Origin of the sequence: Fictibacillus tiangongensis (genome assembly GCF_048083785.1) — a bacterium.
Classification (GTDB): Bacteria; Bacillota; Bacilli; order Bacillales; family Fictibacillaceae; genus Fictibacillus.
This window is the reverse complement of sequence record NZ_CP182294.1, coordinates 1,709,816-1,731,889: the sequence shown is the minus strand read 5'-3', so window position 1 is coordinate 1,731,889 and position 22,074 is coordinate 1,709,816. Positions and strand designations below refer to the sequence as shown.

At 39.7% G+C, this 22,074-nt stretch carries 21 protein-coding genes; all 21 read right to left on the bottom strand.

Annotated features, from left to right (window positions below):
- Positions 1-21: 21 nt before the first annotated feature.
- The 21 genes from xerC to smc all read right to left on the bottom strand — a co-directional run bounded on the left by xerC (position 22) and on the right by smc (position 21,977).
- Positions 22-927 carry a tyrosine recombinase XerC gene (gene xerC / locus ACNJYY_RS09420; protein WP_416731836.1) on the bottom strand — a complete coding sequence of 302 codons (906 nt, stop codon included), beginning with the start codon at positions 925-927 and terminating at the stop codon, positions 22-24.
- 61 nt (positions 928-988) lie between these two features.
- The gene (gene trmFO / locus ACNJYY_RS09415) at positions 989-2,293 is read right to left on the bottom strand and encodes an FADH(2)-oxidizing methylenetetrahydrofolate--tRNA-(uracil(54)-C(5))-methyltransferase TrmFO (protein ID WP_198767026.1); all 1,305 of its coding nucleotides are present in this window, start codon (positions 2,291-2,293) and stop codon (positions 989-991) included.
- Positions 2,294-2,306: 13 nt separating this feature from the next.
- On the bottom strand, positions 2,307-4,382 hold the full coding sequence (topA, locus tag ACNJYY_RS09410) for a type I DNA topoisomerase (RefSeq protein ID WP_137789677.1): 2,076 nt from the start codon (positions 4,380-4,382) through the stop codon (positions 2,307-2,309).
- Positions 4,383-4,481: 99 nt separating this feature from the next.
- Positions 4,482-5,348, bottom strand: coding sequence for a DNA-processing protein DprA (gene dprA / locus ACNJYY_RS09405; RefSeq protein ID WP_416731497.1), 867 nt, complete (start codon positions 5,346-5,348; stop codon positions 4,482-4,484).
- Positions 5,349-5,426: 78 nt separating this feature from the next.
- A complete protein-coding gene (sucD, locus tag ACNJYY_RS09400; protein WP_416731496.1) occupies positions 5,427-6,341 on the bottom strand; it encodes a succinate--CoA ligase subunit alpha in 915 nt (304 codons plus the stop codon).
- 34 nt (positions 6,342-6,375) lie between these two features.
- Positions 6,376-7,536, bottom strand: coding sequence for an ADP-forming succinate--CoA ligase subunit beta (sucC, locus tag ACNJYY_RS09395; RefSeq protein WP_144700801.1), 1,161 nt, complete (start codon positions 7,534-7,536; stop codon positions 6,376-6,378).
- Between the two features lie 201 nt (positions 7,537-7,737).
- Positions 7,738-7,896 (bottom strand): small, acid-soluble spore protein, alpha/beta type, encoded by a 159-nt coding sequence (locus tag ACNJYY_RS09390; RefSeq protein WP_137789681.1) that lies wholly within the window; start codon positions 7,894-7,896, stop codon positions 7,738-7,740.
- 46 nt (positions 7,897-7,942) lie between these two features.
- A complete protein-coding gene (locus tag ACNJYY_RS09385; protein WP_197220774.1) occupies positions 7,943-8,218 on the bottom strand; it encodes an EscU/YscU/HrcU family type III secretion system export apparatus switch protein in 276 nt (91 codons plus the stop codon).
- On the bottom strand, positions 8,215-9,678 hold the full coding sequence (locus tag ACNJYY_RS09380) for a hypothetical protein (RefSeq protein ID WP_416731495.1): 1,464 nt from the start codon (positions 9,676-9,678) through the stop codon (positions 8,215-8,217). Before ACNJYY_RS09380 ends, ACNJYY_RS09385 begins: the two co-directional genes overlap by 4 nt.
- Positions 9,671-10,456 carry a ribonuclease HII gene (locus ACNJYY_RS09375; RefSeq protein WP_416731494.1) on the bottom strand — a complete coding sequence of 262 codons (786 nt, stop codon included), beginning with the start codon at positions 10,454-10,456 and terminating at the stop codon, positions 9,671-9,673. Before ACNJYY_RS09375 ends, ACNJYY_RS09380 begins: the two co-directional genes overlap by 8 nt.
- Before the next feature lie 439 nt (positions 10,457-10,895).
- Complete coding sequence (ylqF, locus tag ACNJYY_RS09370; protein WP_144700809.1) at positions 10,896-11,759, bottom strand: ribosome biogenesis GTPase YlqF; 864 nt, start codon at positions 11,757-11,759, stop codon at positions 10,896-10,898.
- 11 nt (positions 11,760-11,770) lie between these two features.
- Positions 11,771-12,322: a signal peptidase I gene (lepB, locus tag ACNJYY_RS09365; protein ID WP_144700811.1), complete on the bottom strand. Its 552-nt coding sequence runs from the start codon at positions 12,320-12,322 to the stop codon at positions 11,771-11,773.
- Positions 12,323-12,406: 84 nt separating this feature from the next.
- Positions 12,407-12,748, bottom strand: coding sequence for a 50S ribosomal protein L19 (gene rplS / locus ACNJYY_RS09360; protein WP_066393605.1), 342 nt, complete (start codon positions 12,746-12,748; stop codon positions 12,407-12,409).
- 113 nt (positions 12,749-12,861) lie between these two features.
- The gene (trmD, locus tag ACNJYY_RS09355) at positions 12,862-13,602 is read right to left on the bottom strand and encodes a tRNA (guanosine(37)-N1)-methyltransferase TrmD (protein ID WP_416731493.1); all 741 of its coding nucleotides are present in this window, start codon (positions 13,600-13,602) and stop codon (positions 12,862-12,864) included.
- Positions 13,602-14,117 (bottom strand): ribosome maturation factor RimM, encoded by a 516-nt coding sequence (gene rimM / locus ACNJYY_RS09350; protein ID WP_416731492.1) that lies wholly within the window; start codon positions 14,115-14,117, stop codon positions 13,602-13,604. The genes trmD and rimM overlap by 1 nt, the downstream gene beginning before the upstream one ends.
- 533 nt (positions 14,118-14,650) lie before the next feature.
- Positions 14,651-14,878 (bottom strand): KH domain-containing protein, encoded by a 228-nt coding sequence (locus ACNJYY_RS09345; RefSeq protein ID WP_066393598.1) that lies wholly within the window; start codon positions 14,876-14,878, stop codon positions 14,651-14,653.
- A gap of 21 nt (positions 14,879-14,899) precedes the next feature.
- The gene (gene rpsP / locus ACNJYY_RS09340; RefSeq protein ID WP_066289350.1) at positions 14,900-15,172 is read right to left on the bottom strand and encodes a 30S ribosomal protein S16; all 273 of its coding nucleotides are present in this window, start codon (positions 15,170-15,172) and stop codon (positions 14,900-14,902) included.
- Between the two features lie 82 nt (positions 15,173-15,254).
- Complete coding sequence (gene ffh / locus ACNJYY_RS09335; RefSeq protein WP_197220772.1) at positions 15,255-16,601, bottom strand: signal recognition particle protein; 1,347 nt, start codon at positions 16,599-16,601, stop codon at positions 15,255-15,257.
- Between the two features lie 15 nt (positions 16,602-16,616).
- On the bottom strand, positions 16,617-16,940 hold the full coding sequence (locus ACNJYY_RS09330) for a putative DNA-binding protein (protein ID WP_066393591.1): 324 nt from the start codon (positions 16,938-16,940) through the stop codon (positions 16,617-16,619).
- Between the two features lie 469 nt (positions 16,941-17,409).
- On the bottom strand, positions 17,410-18,396 hold the full coding sequence (gene ftsY, locus ACNJYY_RS09325; RefSeq protein ID WP_416731491.1) for a signal recognition particle-docking protein FtsY: 987 nt from the start codon (positions 18,394-18,396) through the stop codon (positions 17,410-17,412).
- A gap of 14 nt (positions 18,397-18,410) precedes the next feature.
- On the bottom strand, positions 18,411-21,977 hold the full coding sequence (gene smc / locus ACNJYY_RS09320) for a chromosome segregation protein SMC (RefSeq protein ID WP_416731835.1): 3,567 nt from the start codon (positions 21,975-21,977) through the stop codon (positions 18,411-18,413).
- Between the last annotated feature and the right edge of the window lie 97 nt (positions 21,978-22,074).

Genomic DNA, 22,074 nt, shown 5'->3' with positions numbered 1-22,074 from the left:
AAAATCCCTCCCTTTTTGTTTTTATGCTCGAGGATGCGCATTATTATAGATTTTTTTCAAATGACTTTTTGAAACATGTGTATAAACTTGTGTAGAGGAAAGGTTGGCATGCCCTAAAAGCTCCTGAACCGCTCTGAGATCAGCGCCTTCATTCAGCATGTGCGTCGCAAACGTGTGCCGCAATACATGCGGGCTGATATGTATCGTAAGGGTAGATTCCTCAATTAGTTTATTTAATATAGTTCTTACGCCTCTAACGGTTAAAGGTTCCCCTTTATAGTTTAAAAATAATGCATCCGACTTTTTCTCCGTTTTTTCTAACAGTAACTTGCGACCGTCCTGTATATACTTTTCAAGAGATTCTCTCGCAAACGATCCGATCGGAACATATCTTTCTTTTTTACCTTTTCCTTTTACAAGCGCTATCTCTACATTTAAATCAAGATCCTTTAACTGCAACTTACACAATTCACTGACACGAATACCAGTTCCGTACAATGTTTCGAGGATGGCTTTATTTCTTTGTCCCATGGGGGTTTTAACATCAGACACATTAAAAAGCCTCTCCAACTCTTTTTCATAAAGAAATTGAGGAAGCATTCTTGCTTTTTTAGGGAGTGATGCCATAGCGAAAGGGTTATGTTCTTCAACGATCTTTTCGCGGTTTAGGAAACGATAAAAACTTCTCATCGCCGATATCTTTCTTGCTACTGTATTTCGAGCATACTTCTTCTCATGAAGAGTCACTAAATATTGCCTGACTAAAATATAAGAAACAGCAGCGAATCCTTCGATTGCTTGCTGTTTCAAAAAAGAAGTAAAATCATTAATGTCTTTTTCATAGTGTTCAATCGTATAAGGTGAACAGTTCTTCTCGATCATTAAATAATTCAAGAAATCCACCACGTGTTGGCGTTCTGATACCATTTCATACACCTCACAAAGCCCCTAAATCGTAACACAATTTAGGGGCTAAATCAATACATGTTCACAAATTTGTTATAAAATTCTGAATTGTTTCCAATGCTCTTTCAGCTAAAGCAGTATTACGCTCTTGTTTATTTTTGATTCTCTTCTCAAGAGGTGGAAGTAGACCAAAGTTAGCATTCATCGGCTGAAAATTATCAGGATTAGCAGTCGTAATATAGTAAGCCATGCTTCCGATCGCCGTTTCTTTAGGGAAAACAGCTAGTTCTTCGCCTTTGATTAATTTTGCAGCATTAATACCAGCGATCAATCCTGAAGCAGCACTTTCAACATACCCTTCAACACCGGTCATCTGACCTGCAAAGAAAAGATCTTTCCTTGCTTTTAACTGATACGTCTCTTCTAAGAGGCGTGGAGAGTTCAGAAACGTATTGCGATGCATCACACCGTAACGTACTACTTCTGCGTTCTCTAAGCCTGGAATGAGTCTTAGAAGCTCTTTTTGAGGTCCCCATTTAAGGTGTGTTTGGAAACCTACAATATTATATAGAGTTCCTGCACTGTTGTCTTGTCTTAATTGAACGACAGCATAAGGAATCTTGCCTGTTTTCGGATCTTCGAGACCTACTGGTTTCATCGGTCCGAACAATAATGTTTTCTTCCCTCTTTTAGCCATAACTTCAACTGGCATACAACCTTCAAAAAAGATCTCTTTTTCAAATTCTTTTAAAGGGACTGTTTCAGAAGTGATCAACGCTTCATAAAAACGGTCAAATTCTTCTTCAGTCATCGGACAGTTTAGATAAGCTGCTTCACCTTTGTCGTAACGGGATTTTAGATACACCTTGTCCATATCGATGCTGTCTACTTCGATGATCGGTGCAGCTGCATCGTAAAAATACAGATATTCTTCACCCGTTAATGAGTTCAGCGATTTTGATAAGTTATCAGAAGTTAGAGGTCCTGTCGCAATAATTGTTGGACCTTCAGGGATCTCTGTTACTTCTTCAGTGATTACCTCAACATTAGGATGATTCTTAACACGCTCTGTTACAAGGCTAGCAAATTCATGACGGTCGACCGCCAGAGCTCCACCTGCCGGAACTGCACAATCATCAGCTGATGAGATGATAACAGAGTTTAACTTTCTCATCTCTTCTTTTAGTACACCGACAGCGTTCGTTAGTGTATTAGCACGAAGTGAGTTCGAACATACTAGCTCTGCAAATTTCTCAGTATGATGAGCCGGTGTTTGTCTAACCGGTCTCATCTCGTATAATTTTACTTGAATTCCTCGGCTAGCGATCTGCCAAGCTGCTTCACTGCCAGCGAGACCTGCTCCGATTACGTTAACATGTTGATTCATGAAGATAAACTCCTTACTTTGCTTCCTCTTCAGCATAATCGCAAGAGACACACTGTACGACTTTGCCTTTTTTCGTTTTCTTTTCTACTAACATACTATTGCACTTCGGACATGTTCTGGCAATTGGTTTATCCCAAGATACGAATTCACAATCTGGATAACGGTTACATCCATAGAAAAGTCTCTTTTTCTTACTTTTCCGCTCTACGATTGTTCCTTCATGACAAGTCGGACATGTAACACCTATGTCTTTTACGATCGGTTTCGTGTTTCTGCAGTCTGGGAAGTTTGAACAAGCCATAAACTTTCCAAAGCGTCCCATCTTGTAAACCATCTCATGTCCACATTTCTCACAATCTTCACCGGCAGGCTCATCTTTGATCTCTACTTTTTGCATTTCTTCTTCTGCAATTTTTAGTTTCTTTTCAAAGCCTTTGTAGAAGTCATCGATGATTCTGATCCAGTTTTCTTTTCCGTCTTCTACTTCGTCAAGATCACTTTCCATCTTGGCAGTAAATTCTACGTTGAATACTTCAGGAAAGAATTCCAATGTCATCTCTAAAACAAGACCACCAAGTTCTGTTGGAACAAACTTCTTTTCATCAAGCGCTACATATCCACGTTTTTGAATCGTATCCAGTGTTGGTGCATAGGTTGACGGTCTGCCTATCCCCAGTTCTTCCATCGTACGAACAAGTCTCGCTTCCGTATAACGGGGAGGAGGCTGTGTAAAATGCTGCGTTGGTTCAAGATCTTTCTTTTCAACTTTCATGCCTTCTTGAACATCTGGCAGAATGCGATCTTCTTCTTTTTTCCCATCATCATTGCCTTCAACATAGACTTTCATGAATCCTGGAAACTTAACCTTAGATCCAGTCGCACGGAAGTTGATTCCGTTGTTCTCTAGATCTACCGTCATCGTATCGAGTACGGCTGAAGCCATCTGGCTCGCTAAGAAGCGCTCGAAGATCAGCTTATATAATCTAAGTTGATCTCTTGAAAGATAATTCTTCAAATCACGTGGATGATACATGACAGAAGTTGGACGAATCGCTTCATGGGCATCTTGAGCGTTCTTTCCAGATTTCTTCTCCACTCTTGATTTGTTCACGAACTGCTCGCCATATTCTTTTTCGATGAATTCTGCAGCTTCCGTCTTAGCGGTATCAGATATACGTGTCGAATCTGTACGCATATAGGTGATCAGACCGACTGTACCTTCTTTACCAAGATCAATTCCTTCATATAATTGCTGTGCGAGCATCATCGTCTTTTTAGCTCGGAAATTTAGTTTCCTAGCCGCTTCTTGTTGAAGCGAAGAAGTGATGAAAGGCGGCGAAGGATTTCTGCGTCTTTCTTTTTTCTGAACAGAATCTATTTTAAACTGTTTACCTTTTATCGTACTTAGGATTTCTTTCACTTCTTCTTCATTGGAAAGTTCCTTTTTCTTGCCGCCAGTTCCGTAGAACTGTGCTTCAAAATCCTCTCCAGAAGCACTAAAGATTCCTTTGATCTTCCAATACTCTTCTGGTTGGAAAGCTTCAATCTCTTTCTCACGTTCAACGATCAATCTGACCGCAACCGTTTGTACACGTCCGGCGCTCAGTCCTTTTTTGATCTTCTTCCATAATAACGGACTGACTTTGTATCCTACTAGTCTGTCAAGCACCCTTCTTGCTTGCTGTGCATCAACTAAGTCCATATTAATCTTTCTGGGTCTTTTAAAAGAATCTTTTATCGCATTTTTTGTAATCTCATTAAACACAACTCTACATTCAGAATCTAAATCCATATCCAAACTGTGAGCAAGATGCCATGCAATTGCTTCACCTTCGCGATCCGGGTCAGCTGCGAGAAAGATGCGTTTTGCTTTTTTCGCTGCTGTTTTTAAATCTTTTAAGATAGGACCTTTTCCACGAATCGTAATGTATTTTGGTTCATAGTTTGCTTCTACATCTACGCCAGTCTGGCTTCTTGGAAGATCACGAACATGTCCCATAGATGCTTTAACGTCATATTTGCTCCCTAGATACTTTTTTATTGTCTTTGCTTTGGCGGGAGACTCAACAATGACTAAATATTTTTCCATTTACAGTTTATCCCCCTTTAAGGGTTTAGTGAAATCTTCCCTATTATTAAATAATGTATCTGCATTTGTCAAACTGTTTCCTCATTTAAATGAAAACGGTTAGATACTTTCGTTTTGAATATCTTCTGCACTCATGACTAATTTTGCGCCATTTTGAATTAAAAAATTGGTCCCGTTGGCACACTCTTCTAAAATCGATCCTGGAATCGCAAATACATCTCTTCCTTGTTCGAGTGCTTGATCCGCTGTAATTAAGGAACCACTCTTTGTTCGTGCTTCAGCTACAAGTGTTGCACGGCTGAGACCGCTTATTATACGGTTACGAAGCGGAAAATGCCAGCGTTTTGGTGTAACCTGGGGTGCAAACTCAGATAACAAGATTCCTTGTTCAGTAATCTTCTTAGCTAGTGCTCTGTTTTCTTGCGGATAGATTTGTAACAAACCCGAGCCTAGAACTGCTGCTGTTAATGACTTGTGTTGAATACTTAACTCATGAGCGAACGTATCAATCCCTTTAGCTAATCCGCTGATCACGATCCAATTATCATCAATCAAAGGAGTAAGTACCTTTTCTAACGCTTGTTTTCCCTGTTTGCTAGGATGACGAGTACCGACCACACTAATCATTTTATCCCGATTTAGGATTGTCCAATCCCCTTGTCCATAAAGAACCCATGGCGGGTCATAAATGTTCTTTAACAGCGGAGGATAATTTTTATCAAATATCGTAACTGCTGAAATAGATTGTCTTAAAAGATTCTTCATTATGTATGTACTATTATACTGTTTCATGTGTTGATAGAGGCGCTTTGCCGTTAGGTCACTGTAACCAAACGACATTTTCAACCTGCGAATGTCCATTGAAAAAACGGATTTTAGTTCAGGATCAGCTACAACAATTGATCTTAATTGATTCCAAGTGAGTCCTTCGCAATGATGAAGAAAAATTAAGCGTTCTTTATCCAAACTTCATTCCTCCTCATGAAACAATTCAATGTAAATAAAAAGCTCCCGATCTGGGAGCTTTTCACGTTGTAATCGTTATTACGCTTTTGCTTTGTTTGTTACACAGCGATCATATAGATCGTTTTCTTTTAAAGCTTCAACTAAAGTTTCACCCATAACTGAAGGCGTTGCTGCAACTTTAATTCCACAAGCTTTCATCGTTTTGATCTTTTCATCTGCTGTACCTTTTCCACCTGAGATGATCGCACCAGCATGGCCCATACGTTTTCCTGGAGGCGCCGTTTGACCACCGATGAATCCTACTACAGGTTTCGTCATGTTCGCTTTAACCCATTCAGCAGCCTCTTCTTCAGCAGTTCCACCGATCTCACCGATCATGATTACTGCATATGTGTCGTCATCTTCGTTAAAAGCCTTTAAAACGTCGATAAAGTCTGTACCGTTGACTGGGTCTCCACCGATACCAACTGCTGTAGATTGCCCGATCCCACGCTCTGTAAGCTGATGTACAGCTTCATACGTTAATGTACCAGAACGCGATACAACCCCAACATGACCTTTTGTATGAATGTAACCTGGCATGATACCGATCTTACATTCTTCAGGAGTGATTACACCCGGACAGTTCGGACCAACTAGACGTGTCTTCTTGCCTTCCATGTAACGTTTAACTTTTACCATATCCATTACTGGAATACCTTCAGTGATACAGATTGCTAGATCAAGCTCTGCGTCAACTGCTTCAATGATCGCTTCTGCAGCAAATGCAGGCGGAACATAAATAACAGAAGCGTTAGCTCCAGTTTCTTTAACTGCATCTACAACGGTGTTAAAAACAGGAAGTCCTTCAACTTCTGTTCCACCTTTACCTGGTGTAACACCGCCTACAATTTTCGTACCATATTCAAGCATTTGTTTTGTATGAAAAAGACCAACAGAACCTGTAATACCTTGAACGATAACTTTTGTATCTTTATTAATAAAAATGCTCATGCATCAATCCATCCTTCCTACGATGTTTTCTCTATTACTTAACTAAAGCTACGATCTTCTCTGCACCATCAGCCATAGAATCTGCAGCTGTAATGTTTAGACCAGATTCTTTAAGAATCTTTTTACCAAGATCAACGTTCGTACCTTCTAAACGCACAACAAGAGGCAGCTCAAGACCAACTTGTTTCGTTGCTTCAACAACGCCGTTCGCGATGATATCACATTTCATAATTCCACCGAAAATGTTAACAAAGATTCCTTTAACATTCTTGTCAGAAAGAATAATCTTGAAAGCTTCTGTTACCTTCTCAGTAGTCGCGCCGCCCCCAACGTCAAGGAAGTTAGCCGGGTCGCCGCCGTAATGTTTAATGATATCCATCGTTGCCATAGCAAGTCCAGCACCATTAACCATGCAGCCAATATTTCCATCTAGAGAAATGTAGCTAAGATCGTACTTAGATGCTTCGATTTCTTTTGCATCTTCTTCTTCTAGATCTCTGTATTCTAAGATATCTTTGTGACGGTATAAAGCATTAGAATCAAAGTTCATCTTTGCATCAAGTGCCATAACATTTCCGTCACCTGTTACAACTAATGGATTGATTTCTGCGATTGAACAATCTTTTTCGACGAAAGCCGTATATAGACCAATCATGAATTTCACTGCTTTTCCTACCAATTCAGTAGGGATGTTGATGTTATAAGCAAGTCTTCTTGCTTGGAATGCTTGAAGGCCGATCGCTGGATCGATTACTTCTTTGAAGATTTTTTCAGGTGTCTTTTCAGCCACTTCTTCAATTTCAGTTCCGCCTTCTTCAGATCCCATCATAACAACACTTGATGTTGCACGATCTAGTACAAGACCGATATAGTATTCTTTTTTAATATCACAGCCCTCTTCGATAAGTAAGCGCTTAACTTCTTTACCTTCTGGACCTGTTTGATGAGTTACAAGAACTTTTCCTAAGATTTCATTTGCGTATGTACGCACTTCATCGATATTTTTAGCGACTTTAACGCCACCTGCTTTACCGCGGCCACCTGCGTGGATCTGTGCTTTAACTACAGATACAGTGCTCCCCAGCTCATTAGCAGCTTCTACTGCTTCTTCAACGGTAAATGCTACTTTCCCGTTTGGAACAGCCACACCATATTTTCTAAGTATCTCTTTACCTTGGTATTCGTGGATATTCATTTACTCTCCATCCTCCTATCATGGTGAAAACTTAAAGTACCGTTATCATTGTATAAGACCTAGTCTATTATGTCTACTATTCTTCAGAAAATTGCAAGCGCATACACCCTTTTAGCCAAAATAAAAAACCAAAATCACTGTGAAATGACTTTGGTTTTATCACTTTTTCGTCCCCTTTAGGAACGAAAACACCTTCTTTTTTCATTTGTTTTTTTCGTTTTTCTGTTTCTTGATGATTTTAGGTGTTATCGCTTCAGATTCAGCAGCTGAACGGTACATTCCAAACTCTTCAGCCATCTCTTCTTTAAATTGGTTCACTAGTTGTTCGGATTGCTGTACGACTAATTTATTCTTAGGCATTAAAACACACTCCTTTATAGATAGGAATGCCCCGTTTTAATGACATCTATGTAGATTTTCCTGCTTCTTTGTCCAATTTATAAATAAAAGCAAACAGTTCAGCGACCACTTCATACAATTCTTCAGGTATACTTTCCTCGATCTCTAGCTTAGATAATAAATGAACTAAAGAAGGATCTTCCTGAATCGGTATGTTATGATCTTCTGCAGATCTTAGTATCCGCTCTGCTGTTTCGCCTTTCCCCTTAGCAATAACTACAGGAGAGGTAGATTCGAGCGGACTATACTTTAACGCCACAGCTTCTTTTTTATGATCACTCATACTCTAAGATCCAATCCTTTATATGAAATAGAAGTCTCGGTATTTTTTATCTTTTCGGTTTGAGAACTGAATATAACGGATGATAGCTTATAATTCATGTTCTTCATACTAATCTTTAATGTGTTTAATAACGGTTCAGAAAATTTTTCGATAGCGGGATGCGAATTAAAAACTTTTAAAGAAACGATTCTGTTTTGAATATGCACATCTACAGCTACATCATTTAGATGCTTCATCTCTAACCAAAAAAGCATCCTACAATGATCTGGATCGATTCCTTTTCCACCTTGCTTTTTGCTTTCCCAACGAACCGTCATCTCTTTCAGATTGTCCAATCCATTAAACGGAATATGAAGTATAAATTGCTGCATGTTATCATTGCTTTGAATATTCTGTAACTGTTGAGCAGTAAGTTTATTTATTGCTTGTTCTGTTTTTTGCTGTATGAGCTCAGGCAACTCTAAGCGGTCAGCGTTCTGTTGCAGGTAGAGAAGTTGAGACTTTAACGTTTCCGTTTGTTTTAGTTGTACCGGGTCTAATAGAATATTTTTTTCATGCAACAGACCAGATTTGATCAGCCACTTTTTTGCGGCTGTAATAAATTCTTCTGATTGGTTCAGATTTGTTTCTTTAGTAACCTTCATCACATCGTCGTTTACTAGTGTTGGCATTTTTTCTTGTACATTATTTATACCTGACTGAACTTTGATTGGGTCTGGCAGTTTCGCATTCGATTGTATAACGATTTCTGCTGGGTTTTTTAAGTCCATTGTTCTCACTTTATCTTGAATGGGAGCCTGTTGCTTACTTGCTTCGTTATCTTTAAATACATAGAGTTCTTTTAAAAGTTCTATGGTTTTCGAAACAGCTTTATCTTTATGAACAAAGGGCATTAGAGCCTCATAGAGCTGTTTGAATTCACCACTTGATCCTGCACTGCTTTTAAGACTGAAAGCAACTGCTTGAACGATCTCTTGCTTAGGGGGCAGTTGAAGCTCCATCATCCGCTGAACAACTGCTTTTTTTTCATGGAGTGGCAGCGCATTTGTGAATTTTAAAACCTCGGACACGGCTTTTATGTTTTCTTTTAATAGAGGTAACTTTTCTATGAGCGCAAAATCAACTGCTTTTTTGTTTACATCGGATGCCGGAAGGCCCCATCTCGATAAAATCTGTTCTGAAGTAGACTTGACTGGATCTATTTCCACCTTTTTTAAATAGATCGTACCGTTTTTCTCTGACACTTCAAATAGATAGTTATCTCCTTTGATTAAAGGCGCTTCTAATTTGGCATTTAGTGTTGAGCCATTATAAAGAACCTTCGCTGATTGATCAGGGAAGATTTCTAAAATCTTAGCAGTTATAAACTGATTAAGCTTTAAGATTAATGGTACATCCGTTGATTTAGCAGGGATTAACGATTTACCATCCAATTGGTTGAGTTGTAACAGGTTAATCACTTCCTGTAATTTTAATAAGTTCTCCTACTGGACTAAATGATCTACGATGAATGTCTGTTGGGCCGAACTGCTGAAGTGCGTGTAAATGTTCTTTCGTTCCATAACCCATATTGGTGTTCAATCCATATTGAGGATATTTTTCATGAAGACTCTGCATAAATCGGTCTCTTGTAACCTTTGCAACGATTGATGCAGCCGCGATAGAAATACTCTTCTCATCGCCTTTAATAATTTTTAATTGATCGATAGCTAAAGGAACTTCCATAGCATCAATTAAAAGCTGATCTGGACTAACATGTAAAGAACTGATCGCTTCAGTCATTGCCAACTTAGACGCTTGATAGATGTTGATCGCGTCGATCTGATCTGGCTGCACTAAATGGACACTGTAAGAAATCGCATCCTTCAAAATAATCTCATATAGAGCATCTCTTTTTTTCTCAGATAACTTTTTAGAATCATTGACCCCTGGCAACATATATCCTGGAGGTAAAATAACTGCAGCTGCCACGACGGGGCCAGCTAAAGGCCCGCGGCCGACTTCATCTACACCCGCGATCAAAGTTTTCCCCTGTGCTTGGCATTGCTCTTCGTAAGTATGCATCAGCTTCAATCTCGTTCTTTCAGCTTCTTCTCGGGCTATGCGTTTTGAGAAAGATTGAAATAGTTTTTGTGCACCTTGTCTTTCATCTTCAGAGATGATTTTTAGTAGATGGATCAACTCATCATCTTCGCTGGATTTTAATTTTTGTTCCCATTCTTTTATAGACAGTTTCATGTTCATCACGCTCTTTATGTATGTATTATCGGTTTTATATACGTTCTTTTTAGAAGATGTTTTCGAATTACATAGATCCTCTCTGAAAGTAGTCGATTTCCGCTCCAGGTCGCTCGCTTTCCATGGGGCGAACGATGAGCCTCCTGTTTAGTTGCAGCAACTAGCCCCTCGAGGTCAAAAGTTAAACGGTCAAGAAGGCAAAGTGCACCTTCCAAGCCCGTTTCCCTTTTGCTTGTCGGTGCTTGAACGAGTCACTTCCACTTTTCTGACTGCCGCTTTGCGCCTTTAAGAGTCTCCACCTGACCGCTCGTCCCATAGGAGTCTCGCGACCTTACGCTCCAATCGACTGGCTAAAGAAGATTTGAAAACATCCACTAAAAATTTTTTCGCACGAAAATTTTAAAAACAGGCACTATCGTAAGCGCCTGTTAAGTTACCTTTATTTAATTTCAAAGTCATTTGGGCGCTCATATGACAAGCGTCCAAGCTTTTCTGCTCGAAGGTCTCGTAACACAATCTCAGCAGTCTTTTCAAGATCCACTTCTCCGCCACTCATCATACATCCCCGTTTCTTTCCGATCTCTTCGAATAGGGGCAGTGAGTCCTCTGGAATCTCAGACAGCTTGTATCGTTCCACTAGACGCTCTTCGTAGTGTTCTTTTAAATATTTGATCGCATATAAGACTACTTCAGTAAAATCAAAGAGAGTTTCTTTGATCGCTCCTGTGACTGCTAACTTCAATCCAATTGATTGGTCTTCAAATTTTGGCCACAGAATTCCTGGAGTATCTAATAATTCTAATGTCTTACCTGCTTTAATCCACTGCTGCTTTTTCGTTACACCAGGCTTATCTCCTGTTACAGCAATATTTTTACCAGCCATACGGTTGATGATCGTGGACTTACCAACGTTAGGTATACCAACAATCAATGCTCTTACCGCACGAGGTTTGACGATTCCCTTTGCTCTCATCTTATCGAACTTTTCTTTTACTAGCTCATGAGCAAGAGGTTCAATTTTTTTTATCCCTTTTCCATCTTGCGAGTTGATAGCAAGAGAGGGAATGCCTTTTTCAGAAAAATAACTTTCCCACATTGATGTCACTTTTGGATCAGCCAGGTCAGCTTTGTTCAAAAGTACAATCCGAGGTTTTTGACCCAGAATCTCATCGATCATGGGATTTCTAGAAGCTAGAGGAATTCTAGCATCCACTAACTCAAAAACGACATCGATCATTTTGAGTTTTTCAGTTATTTCCCGGCGCGCTTTGGCCATATGTCCAGGAAACCATTGAATGGTCATGTAATCTCACCCTACTTTACAAATCCAATATCCTTTAACGGCCAGAAACGGAAAGATGCTTTTCCTAAAATCGTATCGTCATCCACTGTTCCAATATTTCGGCTGTCTTGAGAATTTCTTCGGTTGTCACCTAATACAAAAAGTTGACCTTGAGGAACCTTTTGCTTACCGGTTACTTCAAGTAACTTAAAATCATAAGTGAAGTTTCCATCTTTTGTTTTCTTTTTATACGCTTCTAAATATTCTTCTTTTACCTGCTTACCATTTACATAAAGGGTATCATCTTTATATTCGACTGTATCCCCAGGTAAACCGATTACTCTTTTTATGTAATCTTTTTCTTCGGTAGCATGGAAGACTACAATATCGAATCTTTTTGGATCACCAATCACATATGAAAACTTATTAACGATCAGTCGATCTCCGTTGTGCAAAGTTGGCATCATAGATTGTCCATCGACCACGACAGGTGCGAAAAGAAAAAACCGGATGATCCCTGCTAATAATAAGGCTGCCGCTAATGCTTTAATCCATTCCCACGTTTCGTTTTTTGTACGTGCCATTCTTAATCCTCACCATCTCTAGAAATTCCTTACTTATAATATGGAAAAAGGAGCTTGAATAAGTCAAGCTCCTTTCGAGAATTATTAGCGAATTTCTTTAATACGAGCTGCTTTACCGCGAAGTGCACGTAGGTAGTATAGCTTCGCACGACGAACTTTACCACGACGAACTACTTCAAGGTTCGCGATCTTCGGTGAATGTAATGGGAACGCACGCTCCACTCCAACACCATAAGAAATTTTACGAACAGTAAACGTTTCAGAAATTCCTGATCCACGCTTCTTGATAACTACTCCTTCAAAAAGCTGAATACGCTCACGAGTACCCTCGATTACTTTCACGTGTACACGAACAGTGTCACCTGAACGGAATTTTGGTAAATCTTTTAATTGATCTTTCGCTAGATCTGCAATAAGCTGTTGCATAGTTTATTGCCTCCCTTCCCATGGATGTTCTTGCTAAATGATAAAGCAGCGGAACACCGGATTAAACGGGCATAAGCCACAAACAATATAATACCATATAACTCAAACAGTGTTCAAGTTGTTTTATGATCTTTTATCTCATTCAGCCAAATTTCTTCTTCTTTTGTTAATTTGATTTTCTCTAGCAAGTCAGGTCGACGTTCATACGTTCTTCTTAAAGACTCTTTTTTGCGCCATGTTTCGATATTCTTATGGTTTCCTGACATAAGCACATCAGGCACTTTCATACCGCGAAAATCAGCAGGTCTCGTATATTGCGGATGCTCTAACAAACCTGTGCTGAACGAATCCTCTTGGTGAGATGCTTCTTTTCCAAGAACATTAGGAAGCAGTCTCCCAACAGCGTCTATGACGACCATAGCACCCAGTTCCCCACCCGTTAATACATAGTCACCTATAGAAATCTCATCTGTTACAAGGTGCTTTCTAACACGTTCATCATAACCTTCATAATGACCGCATAAGAAAATAAGATGTTCTTCTTCCGCCAACTCCTCTGCTTTTGCTTGAGTAAACGTTTCTCCTTGAGGACATAGAAGGATGATTCTAGGTTTTACAGTTACCTCTTTCGTTAAATGTTCCACCGCGTCAAACAGAGGCTGCGGAGTGAGGACCATGCCAGCACCTCCTCCGTATGGGTAATCATCAACATTCCGATGTTTGTTGGTTGAGAACTCTCGAAAATCGATCACACGAAGTTCGAGCGCATCCTTCTCCTGGGCCTTTTTTAAGATCGAATGACCAAAAACGCCAGAAAACATTTCCGGAAAAAGGCTTAAGACTTCTATTTTCATTAGAATAATCCTTCTAATGGCTCAATAACAATCTTTGATTCTTTGACATCCACTGATTTCACAACAGAAGGAATGTAAGGGATAAGAATATCTGAACCAAATCCTTTTCTCTTCACTACCCAAACATCGTTAGCTCCTGGGGACAATATTTCTTTAACTTTTCCTAGTTCTTCACCTTCAACAGTGAAAACCGAGCAGCCGATAATATCATGGTAGAAAAACTCTCCTTCTTCTAACGAAACAGACTGATCCTTCGGCACTCTAAGCAGATTTCCTTTAAAACGTTCAACATCATTGATGTTATGCAGGTTTTCAAATGTTAAAAGGTCAAATTGCTTATGTTTTCTATGCGTCTCAATCTTTACAGGTATATGATCTGATCCCATATCTACATATAAAGTGTTTCCGATCTTATAGCGTTCCTCAGGAAAGTCTGTTCTTGAGATCACTCTGACTTCTCCTCTAATTCCATGTGTATTTACTATCTTACCTACGTTCAGCCATTCATTTTCCATATTGATACACTACCTCCGTACAAATTAATCAATCGCCTATAATCTAAATTTTAGCATAAAACTCGATATGTATACTTTATAATAGGCCATTTTCGCAAACATTGTTGCCCTTGAAAGCAGTTAATTTCCGTTCCAGGTGCTCGCTTTCCGCGGGGCAGGCGGTGAGCCACATTCTTACGTATCACTCTTAAGTGTCTCACCTGTCTGGGTGCAGTGGCTAGCCCCTCGAGGTCAAAAGCTGAATGAACTAGAAGGCAAAGTGCGCCTTCGTAGCTCATTCACCTTTTGCTTGTCGGGGCTGAACGAGCCACTTCCACTTTTCGGACCGCCCGCCTGTCCCGCAGGAGTCTCGCACCTTACACTCCAATCACCTATTCAAAGAAGACAATAAAAAAGATTTAAAAGCAACAGTCCTTTAGAAAATAGCCTTTTAATAAATCGTTACGAAACTTTGTTGAATATAATTTCTTGAATATCAAAAGTTATTTAAGTATTTTAATAAAGAAAAAAGGAAGAGGTTTCCCTCATCCTTTTTAGACGATTTCGATTGAAATCCTTTTATTTTGATTCGTACCTGCTGCATTCACAACCGTTCGAATCGCTTTAGCCACTCTTCCTTGTTTACCGATAACTTTTCCCATATCCGTCTGGTTAACTGTTAGTTGATAAACAAGCCGGTGTCCTTCTTGAACCTCTTTGACGCTAACTTCATCTGGGTGATCAACTAGAGCTTTCACAATTGATTCGATCAACTCTGTCATATCTGTTCCCCTTCGTCAAAATTATTTTTGGTTTTTCGCGTTATGGAATTTCTCCATAAGACCAGCTTTTGAGAAAAGGTTACGAACAGTGTCAGATGGTTTCGCACCGTTTGTCATCCACTCAAGAGCTTTTTCTTCGTTGATCTTAACTTCAGCTGGGTTAACAACTGGGTTATAAGTTCCGATCTCTTCGATGAAACGTCCATCACGAGGAGAACGAGAATCTGCTACTACTACACGATAAAAAGGAGCTTTCTTAGCACCCATACGCTTTAAACGAATTTTTACTGCCATTATAACTTGCACCTCCGAAAATAGTTCACACAAAATAATATAATAGTATAAATTGACAGGTTTGTAAACCTGAAAATTCAGTTTACATAAAAGGGAATTTGAATCCACCTTTTTTCTTTTTGCCATTCATCATTCCAGACATTTGTTTCATCATTTTCTTCATGTCCTCGAATTGTTTGATGAGGCGATTCACTTCTTGTACCGTTCGCCCGCTTCCTTTAGCGATGCGGCGTTTACGGCTGGCATTGATAATCTCAGGCTGTTCTCTTTCATGAAGAGTCATCGAACGGATTATGGCTTCAACGTGACCGATCTGTTTTTCATCGATCTGAACGTTTTTCAGTCCTTTCATCTTGTTCGCACCTGGGAGCATGCCTAGTATTTCATCAAGCGGTCCAAGATTTCTAACTTGTCCCATCTGATCAAGAAAATCATCGAACGTGAACGACATATCACGCATCTTCTTCTGAAGATCTCGTGCTTTCTCTTCATCTACTGTGGTTTGTGCCTTTTCGATAAGAGTAAGCATGTCACCCATTCCTAAAATTCTAGAAGCCATACGATCGGGATGGAACGGCTCTAAAGCATCCATCTTTTCACCTAGACCCACAAATTTGATAGGAAGGCCGGTAACGGCTTTAATTGAAAGTGCGGCCCCACCGCGTGTATCACCATCTAGTTTGGTTAATACAACACCAGTGATTCCTAACGCTTCGTTAAAGCTCTCGGCAACATTCACAGCATCTTGACCAGTCATTGCATCGACAACTAAGAAAATTTCATCAGGTTTTGAAATTTCTTTAACCTGTTTCAACTCATCCATCAGCGTTTCATCAATGTGCAAACGCCCAGCTGTATCAATAATGACATAATCATGATGATCTTCTTTAGCTTTTGCGATGGCCGATTCAGCAATTTTGACAGGACTTACTTGATCACCCATCTGAAACACAGGAAGATCTAACTGCTTTCCTACAGTTTCTAATTGCTTGATCGCAGCAGGACGGTAGATGTCAGCTGCAGCCAGTAACGGTTTGCGATTTTGCTTTTTGCGTAAATGATTAGCAAGCTTTCCTGTTGTTGTTGTTTTACCAGCACCTTGCAGACCTACCATCATAATTACGGTAGGCGGTCGGTTGGAAACGGCAATCTTGCTTTGTTCCCCACCCATGAGGGTTGTCAGTTCATCGTTAACAACTTTTACTACTTGCTGTCCTGGTGTCAAACTCTTTAATACTTCCTGACCAACAGCACGTTCAGATACTTTTTTCACAAAATCTTTAACTACTTTAAAGTTAACGTCCGCCTCAAGAAGCGCAAGGCGTACTTCCCTCATCATTTCCTTTACATCCGCTTCGTTTACTTTCCCTTTTCCACGAATTTTTTGTAAAGTGTTCTGAAGACGGTCGGCTAAACCTTCAAATGCCATCTCACTGAACGCCTCCTATTCCATATTTTCAAGGCGATCGATAATTGCAATTACGTTATCAGGTTCAGAATTCAGAAGCTCTCTTAAAGATGACAGCAACTGGTCACGTTCCTGAAACTTTGCAAAAAGCCCTAACTTTTCTTCATATTCTTCCAGCATCGCCTCTGTCCGTTTAATATTATCATAAACGGCCTGGCGGCTGACATTATATTGTTCAGCAATTTCACCGAGAGAATAATCGTCCAAATAGTACAAACCCATATAATTCTTCTGTTTAGGGGTCAATAATGCCTGGTAAAAATCAAATAGATAATTAATTCTCATTGTTTTATCTAGCATTTTTCCACAACCCTTGTTAAGTGAAATGCCTTTACGTGATTACTATACAACCCATGGTTTTAGATGTCAAGTTTTTTTCTTAACACAGTTGTTGTTAAGTTGCTGCTTGGAAATAAGAAAGACATATCCTACCTATTGTTGGTTTGTAAGTAGTTGTACTTCGTCCTCACGAATACATTGAATCAGTGATGAGTGACTCTTCTGTTATCCGTAGGAAACAATCAGAAGTGATACCTCATAGGGTATTTAGTCACATTTATAAGGATTAATCCAAATAAACGAGGCATGAATCCAAAAATTTTGGTTATTTATCCTCGAGTTTTTGACTCGAATCCAAAAATATTGATTGTTTATCCGCGAGTTTACAATCCTCGACAATTCTCGATATTCAGATACCCCCTGCTAAAGCAAAAAACCATCCAGCTCCCAAGTAAAGTGAGCTAAATGGCGTTAATAAAAGAAAACAGATTTACTCTGCTTCTTCTTCCGTCCCTGCAAACAAACCATATACAAACTGATCAGCATCAAACTCTTGCAGATCATCAATTTTCTCACCAAGCCCTACAAACTTAACTGGGATATCTAGTTCATGACGAATGGCTAAAACGATTCCGCCTTTTGCCGTTCCATCAAGCTTTGTTAGAACTAAGCCGGTTACATCTGTAGATTGTCCGAAGGTTTTTGCCTGATTCATGGCATTCTGTCCAGTTGTAGCATCTACCACTAGCAAAACTTCATGAGGAGCACCAGGGATCTCACGTTCGATGACACGTTTCACTTTTGAAAGCTCGTTCATCAGATTCACTTTATTCTGAAGTCTTCCAGCTGTATCACAGAGCAATACATCAGCCTTACGAGATTTAGCAGCCTGGATGCTGTCGTAAATAACAGCAGCAGGGTCCGCTCCTTCATGATGCTTGATCACATCAACGCCAGCACGTTCTCCCCACACTTCAAGCTGATCGATCGCACCTGCTCGGAAAGTATCTCCGGCCGCTAGAATCACTTTCTTACCATCGTTCTTTAACTGATGAGCAAGTTTTCCAATCGTTGTTGTTTTACCTACACCGTTCACACCAACGAACAGAATAACGGTCATTCCATCAGTCTGTATGTTCAGCTTATTATCGCTTTCTTCTTTTTGAAGCATCTCAGCTAATTTCTCAGTGATCGCTGATCGAAGCTCCATTGGATTTTGAATGTTCTTTGTACGTGCAACATCTTTCAGCTGATCAATAATATCAAGCACAGTATGAACTCCAACATCTGCTCCGATCAAGATCTCTTCTAACTCTTCAAAGAATTCTTCATCTACTTTTCTAAATCGCTTTAGAAGATCGTTAACTTTAAATGAAAAAGAGTTCCTTGTCTTCTCAAGTCCACTCTTAAACTTTTCCGATGATTCCTCAGATTGCTGTGTTGAGAATTTTTCTTTTAATCGTTTCAAAAAACTCACTATCAATTTCCTCCCTATGATGTTACAAGTTCTTTAGTTTCTTCTAGCCTCACGGAGACAAGCTTTGAGACACCAGATTCCTGCATGGTGACTCCATACAGCACATCCGCTTCTTCCATCGTCCCTTTACGATGCGTTACAACGATAAATTGAGTCTCTTTGCTGAACGCTCGTAAAAATTTAGCGAATCGATTTACGTTCGCGTCATCAAGTGCTGCTTCAACTTCGTCTAGAATACAGAATGGAACAGGTCTTACTTTCAGGATTGCAAATAATAAGGCAATAGCGGTGAGGGCACGTTCTCCACCAGATAACAGGCCAAGTTGCTGCAGCTTCTTGCCAGGTGGCTGCGCCATGATATCTACACCGGTTAAAAGCATGTCATCGGGCTGCGTTAAAACAAGATCAGCTCGACCGCCACCAAATAGCTCTTTGAAAATAACACCGAAGTGTGAGCGAATAGAAGTAAAAGTCTCTTCAAACCGGTTCTTCATCTCTTCGTCCATTTCAGAAATCACGCCATAAAGGGTATCTTTTGCTTCTGTTAAGTCGTTTCTTTGATCTGTAAGAAAACCAAAGCGCTGGCTCACTCTGTCGTATTCTTCGATCGCCCCAATGTTTACAGCTCCGAGCTCTTCGATCGCCATTTTGATCAGCTTTACTTTTCGCTTTGCGTCTTGAAGCGGTATCTCTAATCGATGTTTCAACTTCGCACCCTCGTAAGAGAGTTCATATTCTTCTCTAAGGTGTGTAAGCCTTGATTCTAGTTCAACATCGAGGCGATTGATACTAACCTCTTCTGTTCTAAGTCCATCATGAAGTTGTTTATATTGCCTTTTTGCCTCTTTTAATCCGATTTCCATACTTTCGATCGATCGGAAAGAATCTGTTCTTTCTTTTCTTCTTTCTGCAATTAATTTCAATGCATTATTCTTTTCATGTCTTCTCTGTTGTATCTGTTCATCAAGAGAATCCTCACCAGAAGAGCTTGAGTTCATCTCTTCTTCAAGAAGCCAATAATCTTCTTCTGTTTCTTTGCTCTTAGCTTCCACTTCGTAAAAATCTTCTTGTATTCTTAAGCATTTTTCTCGCTGATTAGCGACCTGCTGTTCGAGTTCAGCTGACTTGATCTTCAAAAGTGTTACTGCTTCTCTAAGTTCTTCTTTTGAACTCTGATTGTTCTTCTTCTTCTCAGTAAGATCAGCAATCGTTTTTTCAAGATCTTTCCCAGATCTCATGGCAAGATCGAGTTTTTTCTGTAGAGCTAAAAGACGGGTATCTGCAGCAGATCTTTCAGATTCATAGGAATTCTTTTCGCGATCATACAGCTGTAGTCTATCGTTTAAACTCTTCTCTTCCATTTCAACTTCTCGTAAAGAAGATCTCAGCTCTTGTTCTTGTTCTCTTAAAAGCTCTCCTTCTGATTGTAGAGATTCTAGTCTTTCTTTCTTCTTCGTTAGTTTTGATCGTAATTCACTAACTTTTTCCTCTAGTTGACGTGTTTGCTTCTCCATTGTTGCCACTTTGTCTGCAAGAGAATCAATCTCTCTTTGTCTACTCAATAGAGAGTTGCTTTTTTGTTTCAGACTTCCTCCAGACATCGAGCCTCCTGGAGACACGACATCACCTTCAAGAGTAACGATGCGGTAACGATAGTTCACTTGCTTTGCAATCTTGTTGGCACCTGTTAGATCTCTGGCGATGATAATATTTCCCAATAGATTGCCTACTATGTTTTGATACTTAGAATCAAACGTAACAAGATTTGCAGCAACGCCAACAAATGCATCGATAGAGCTCGCCTGGTGAGCATCTGCACTAGAGACCTGACGCGGCTTAATTACATTCAATGGTAGAAAAGTTGCTCTTCCTGCTCTCGTTTGCTTTAAAAATTGAATAGCTTTCATAGCGTTCTGTTCATGATCTACAACAATATGCTGCATTGAAGCGCCTAGAGCCGTTTCAATTGCCGTTTCCACCTCAGATGGTACCGATAATAGTTCAGCTACCGCTCCTTCAATACCAGTGAGCTTTGTTTCTTTCGCTTTCAAAACCTCTTTGACGCCCTGCATGAAACCTGCGTATTCGTCTTGCATCGATTCTAGCATCTCTTTTTTAGATTTGAACTGCTGAATAAACTGATACGCTTGATACAATTTATCTTGAAGTGTTCTTGTTTCCTGATCATCGATCGAGATCTCTGATTTTAAAGCTTGAAATTCTTCTTGCTTTGTTTTTAATTGCGTTTCAGCTGCTTGGTAGGAAGCTTCAGCGTTCTTTCTTGTTTCTTTTAATGCTTCTCTTTGTTCCAGGTATTTTGTATTCTCTTCATCTAAACGAGTGCTTTTGGAGCTCTGCTGTCTAGCCTGATCCTCTAAGTAACGCATCTCGTTCTTAATCGTTGTTTGTTCATTCAAGCGCTCGAAGTAGTCACTTTTTAATTTCTCTAGTTCTGCTTCAACGTCCATCTCAAGAACAGACAATCGTCCTTCTTCGTCCTTCACTTGCTTTTTTATGGTTTTTAATTGCTTTTCTTTATCTCGTAATGAGTCTTTTTCAGCACTAAGCTGTTTTCCCAACTCTTCTTTTTTTGCCTTGTAGAGCTGAATTTGTTCTAAGAGCGACGTTTTATTTTGATCGTAATTCTTTTTACGCTCTTTCAAGACTTCCTTCTTACCTTCTAGTTTTTCCAGTGTTTCACTAGCTAGAAGAAGAGCACTTTGTAGTTCATCGATCGATTCATCCATCGCTTGCATATCAAGTCTTGCTCTTTCGATCTTAGTCTCACCTTGCTTTACCTTTATCGATAGGACCGACTCTTGCTTCTGTAGTTCTGCAACAAGTTCTTTTTGCTTTTCCCACCGAACATGCAAGTCTTCGATCTCTTGAACGAGAACAGCCGTTTCAACGACCTCGAGCTCTTCTTTTTTCTCAAGGTAGTCTCTTGCGATAGAAGCTTGTATTTTAAGAGGTTCGACTTGACCTTCTAATTCATGAAGAATATCTTCTACACGATTCAGATTTTCTTGCGTCTCAGTGAGTTTAGCCTCTGCTTTTTGCTTTCGGGTCTTGTACTTTAATACACCGGCAGCTTCTTCAAAAATCTTTCTGCGCTCATCCGATTTGCTGCTTAATATTTCTTCTACACGGCCTTGTCCGATTATAGAAAATGCTTCACGTCCAAGTCCAGAATCCATAAACAGCTCTACAATATCTTTCAAACGACACTGTTGCTTATTGATAAGATATTCACTGTCTCCTGAACGAAATACTCTTCGTGTGATCGATATTTCGTTATAATCAAGCGGCAGATGCTGATCTTCGTTATCTAGAGTAAGTGTAACTTCTGCCACATTTAATGGTTTTCGATTATCACTACCTGCGAAGATAATATCTTCCATCTTAGAGCCACGTAAAGACTTCGCTGACTGTTCACCCAGCACCCAGCGTACAGCATCTGAGATGTTACTTTTCCCGCTTCCATTCGGGCCAACAACCGCTGTGACCCCTTGTACAAATTCAACTTGTATCCGCTCTGCAAATGATTTAAATCCTGCTACATCAATTCGTTTGAGGAACATCATTAAATCCCCCTTTATTTCTCACAATATGCACTCCCGTTTTTATAATTTCGGGCGCTACATTTGAATTCCTTATGTATTTATTTCTTTAACCTTT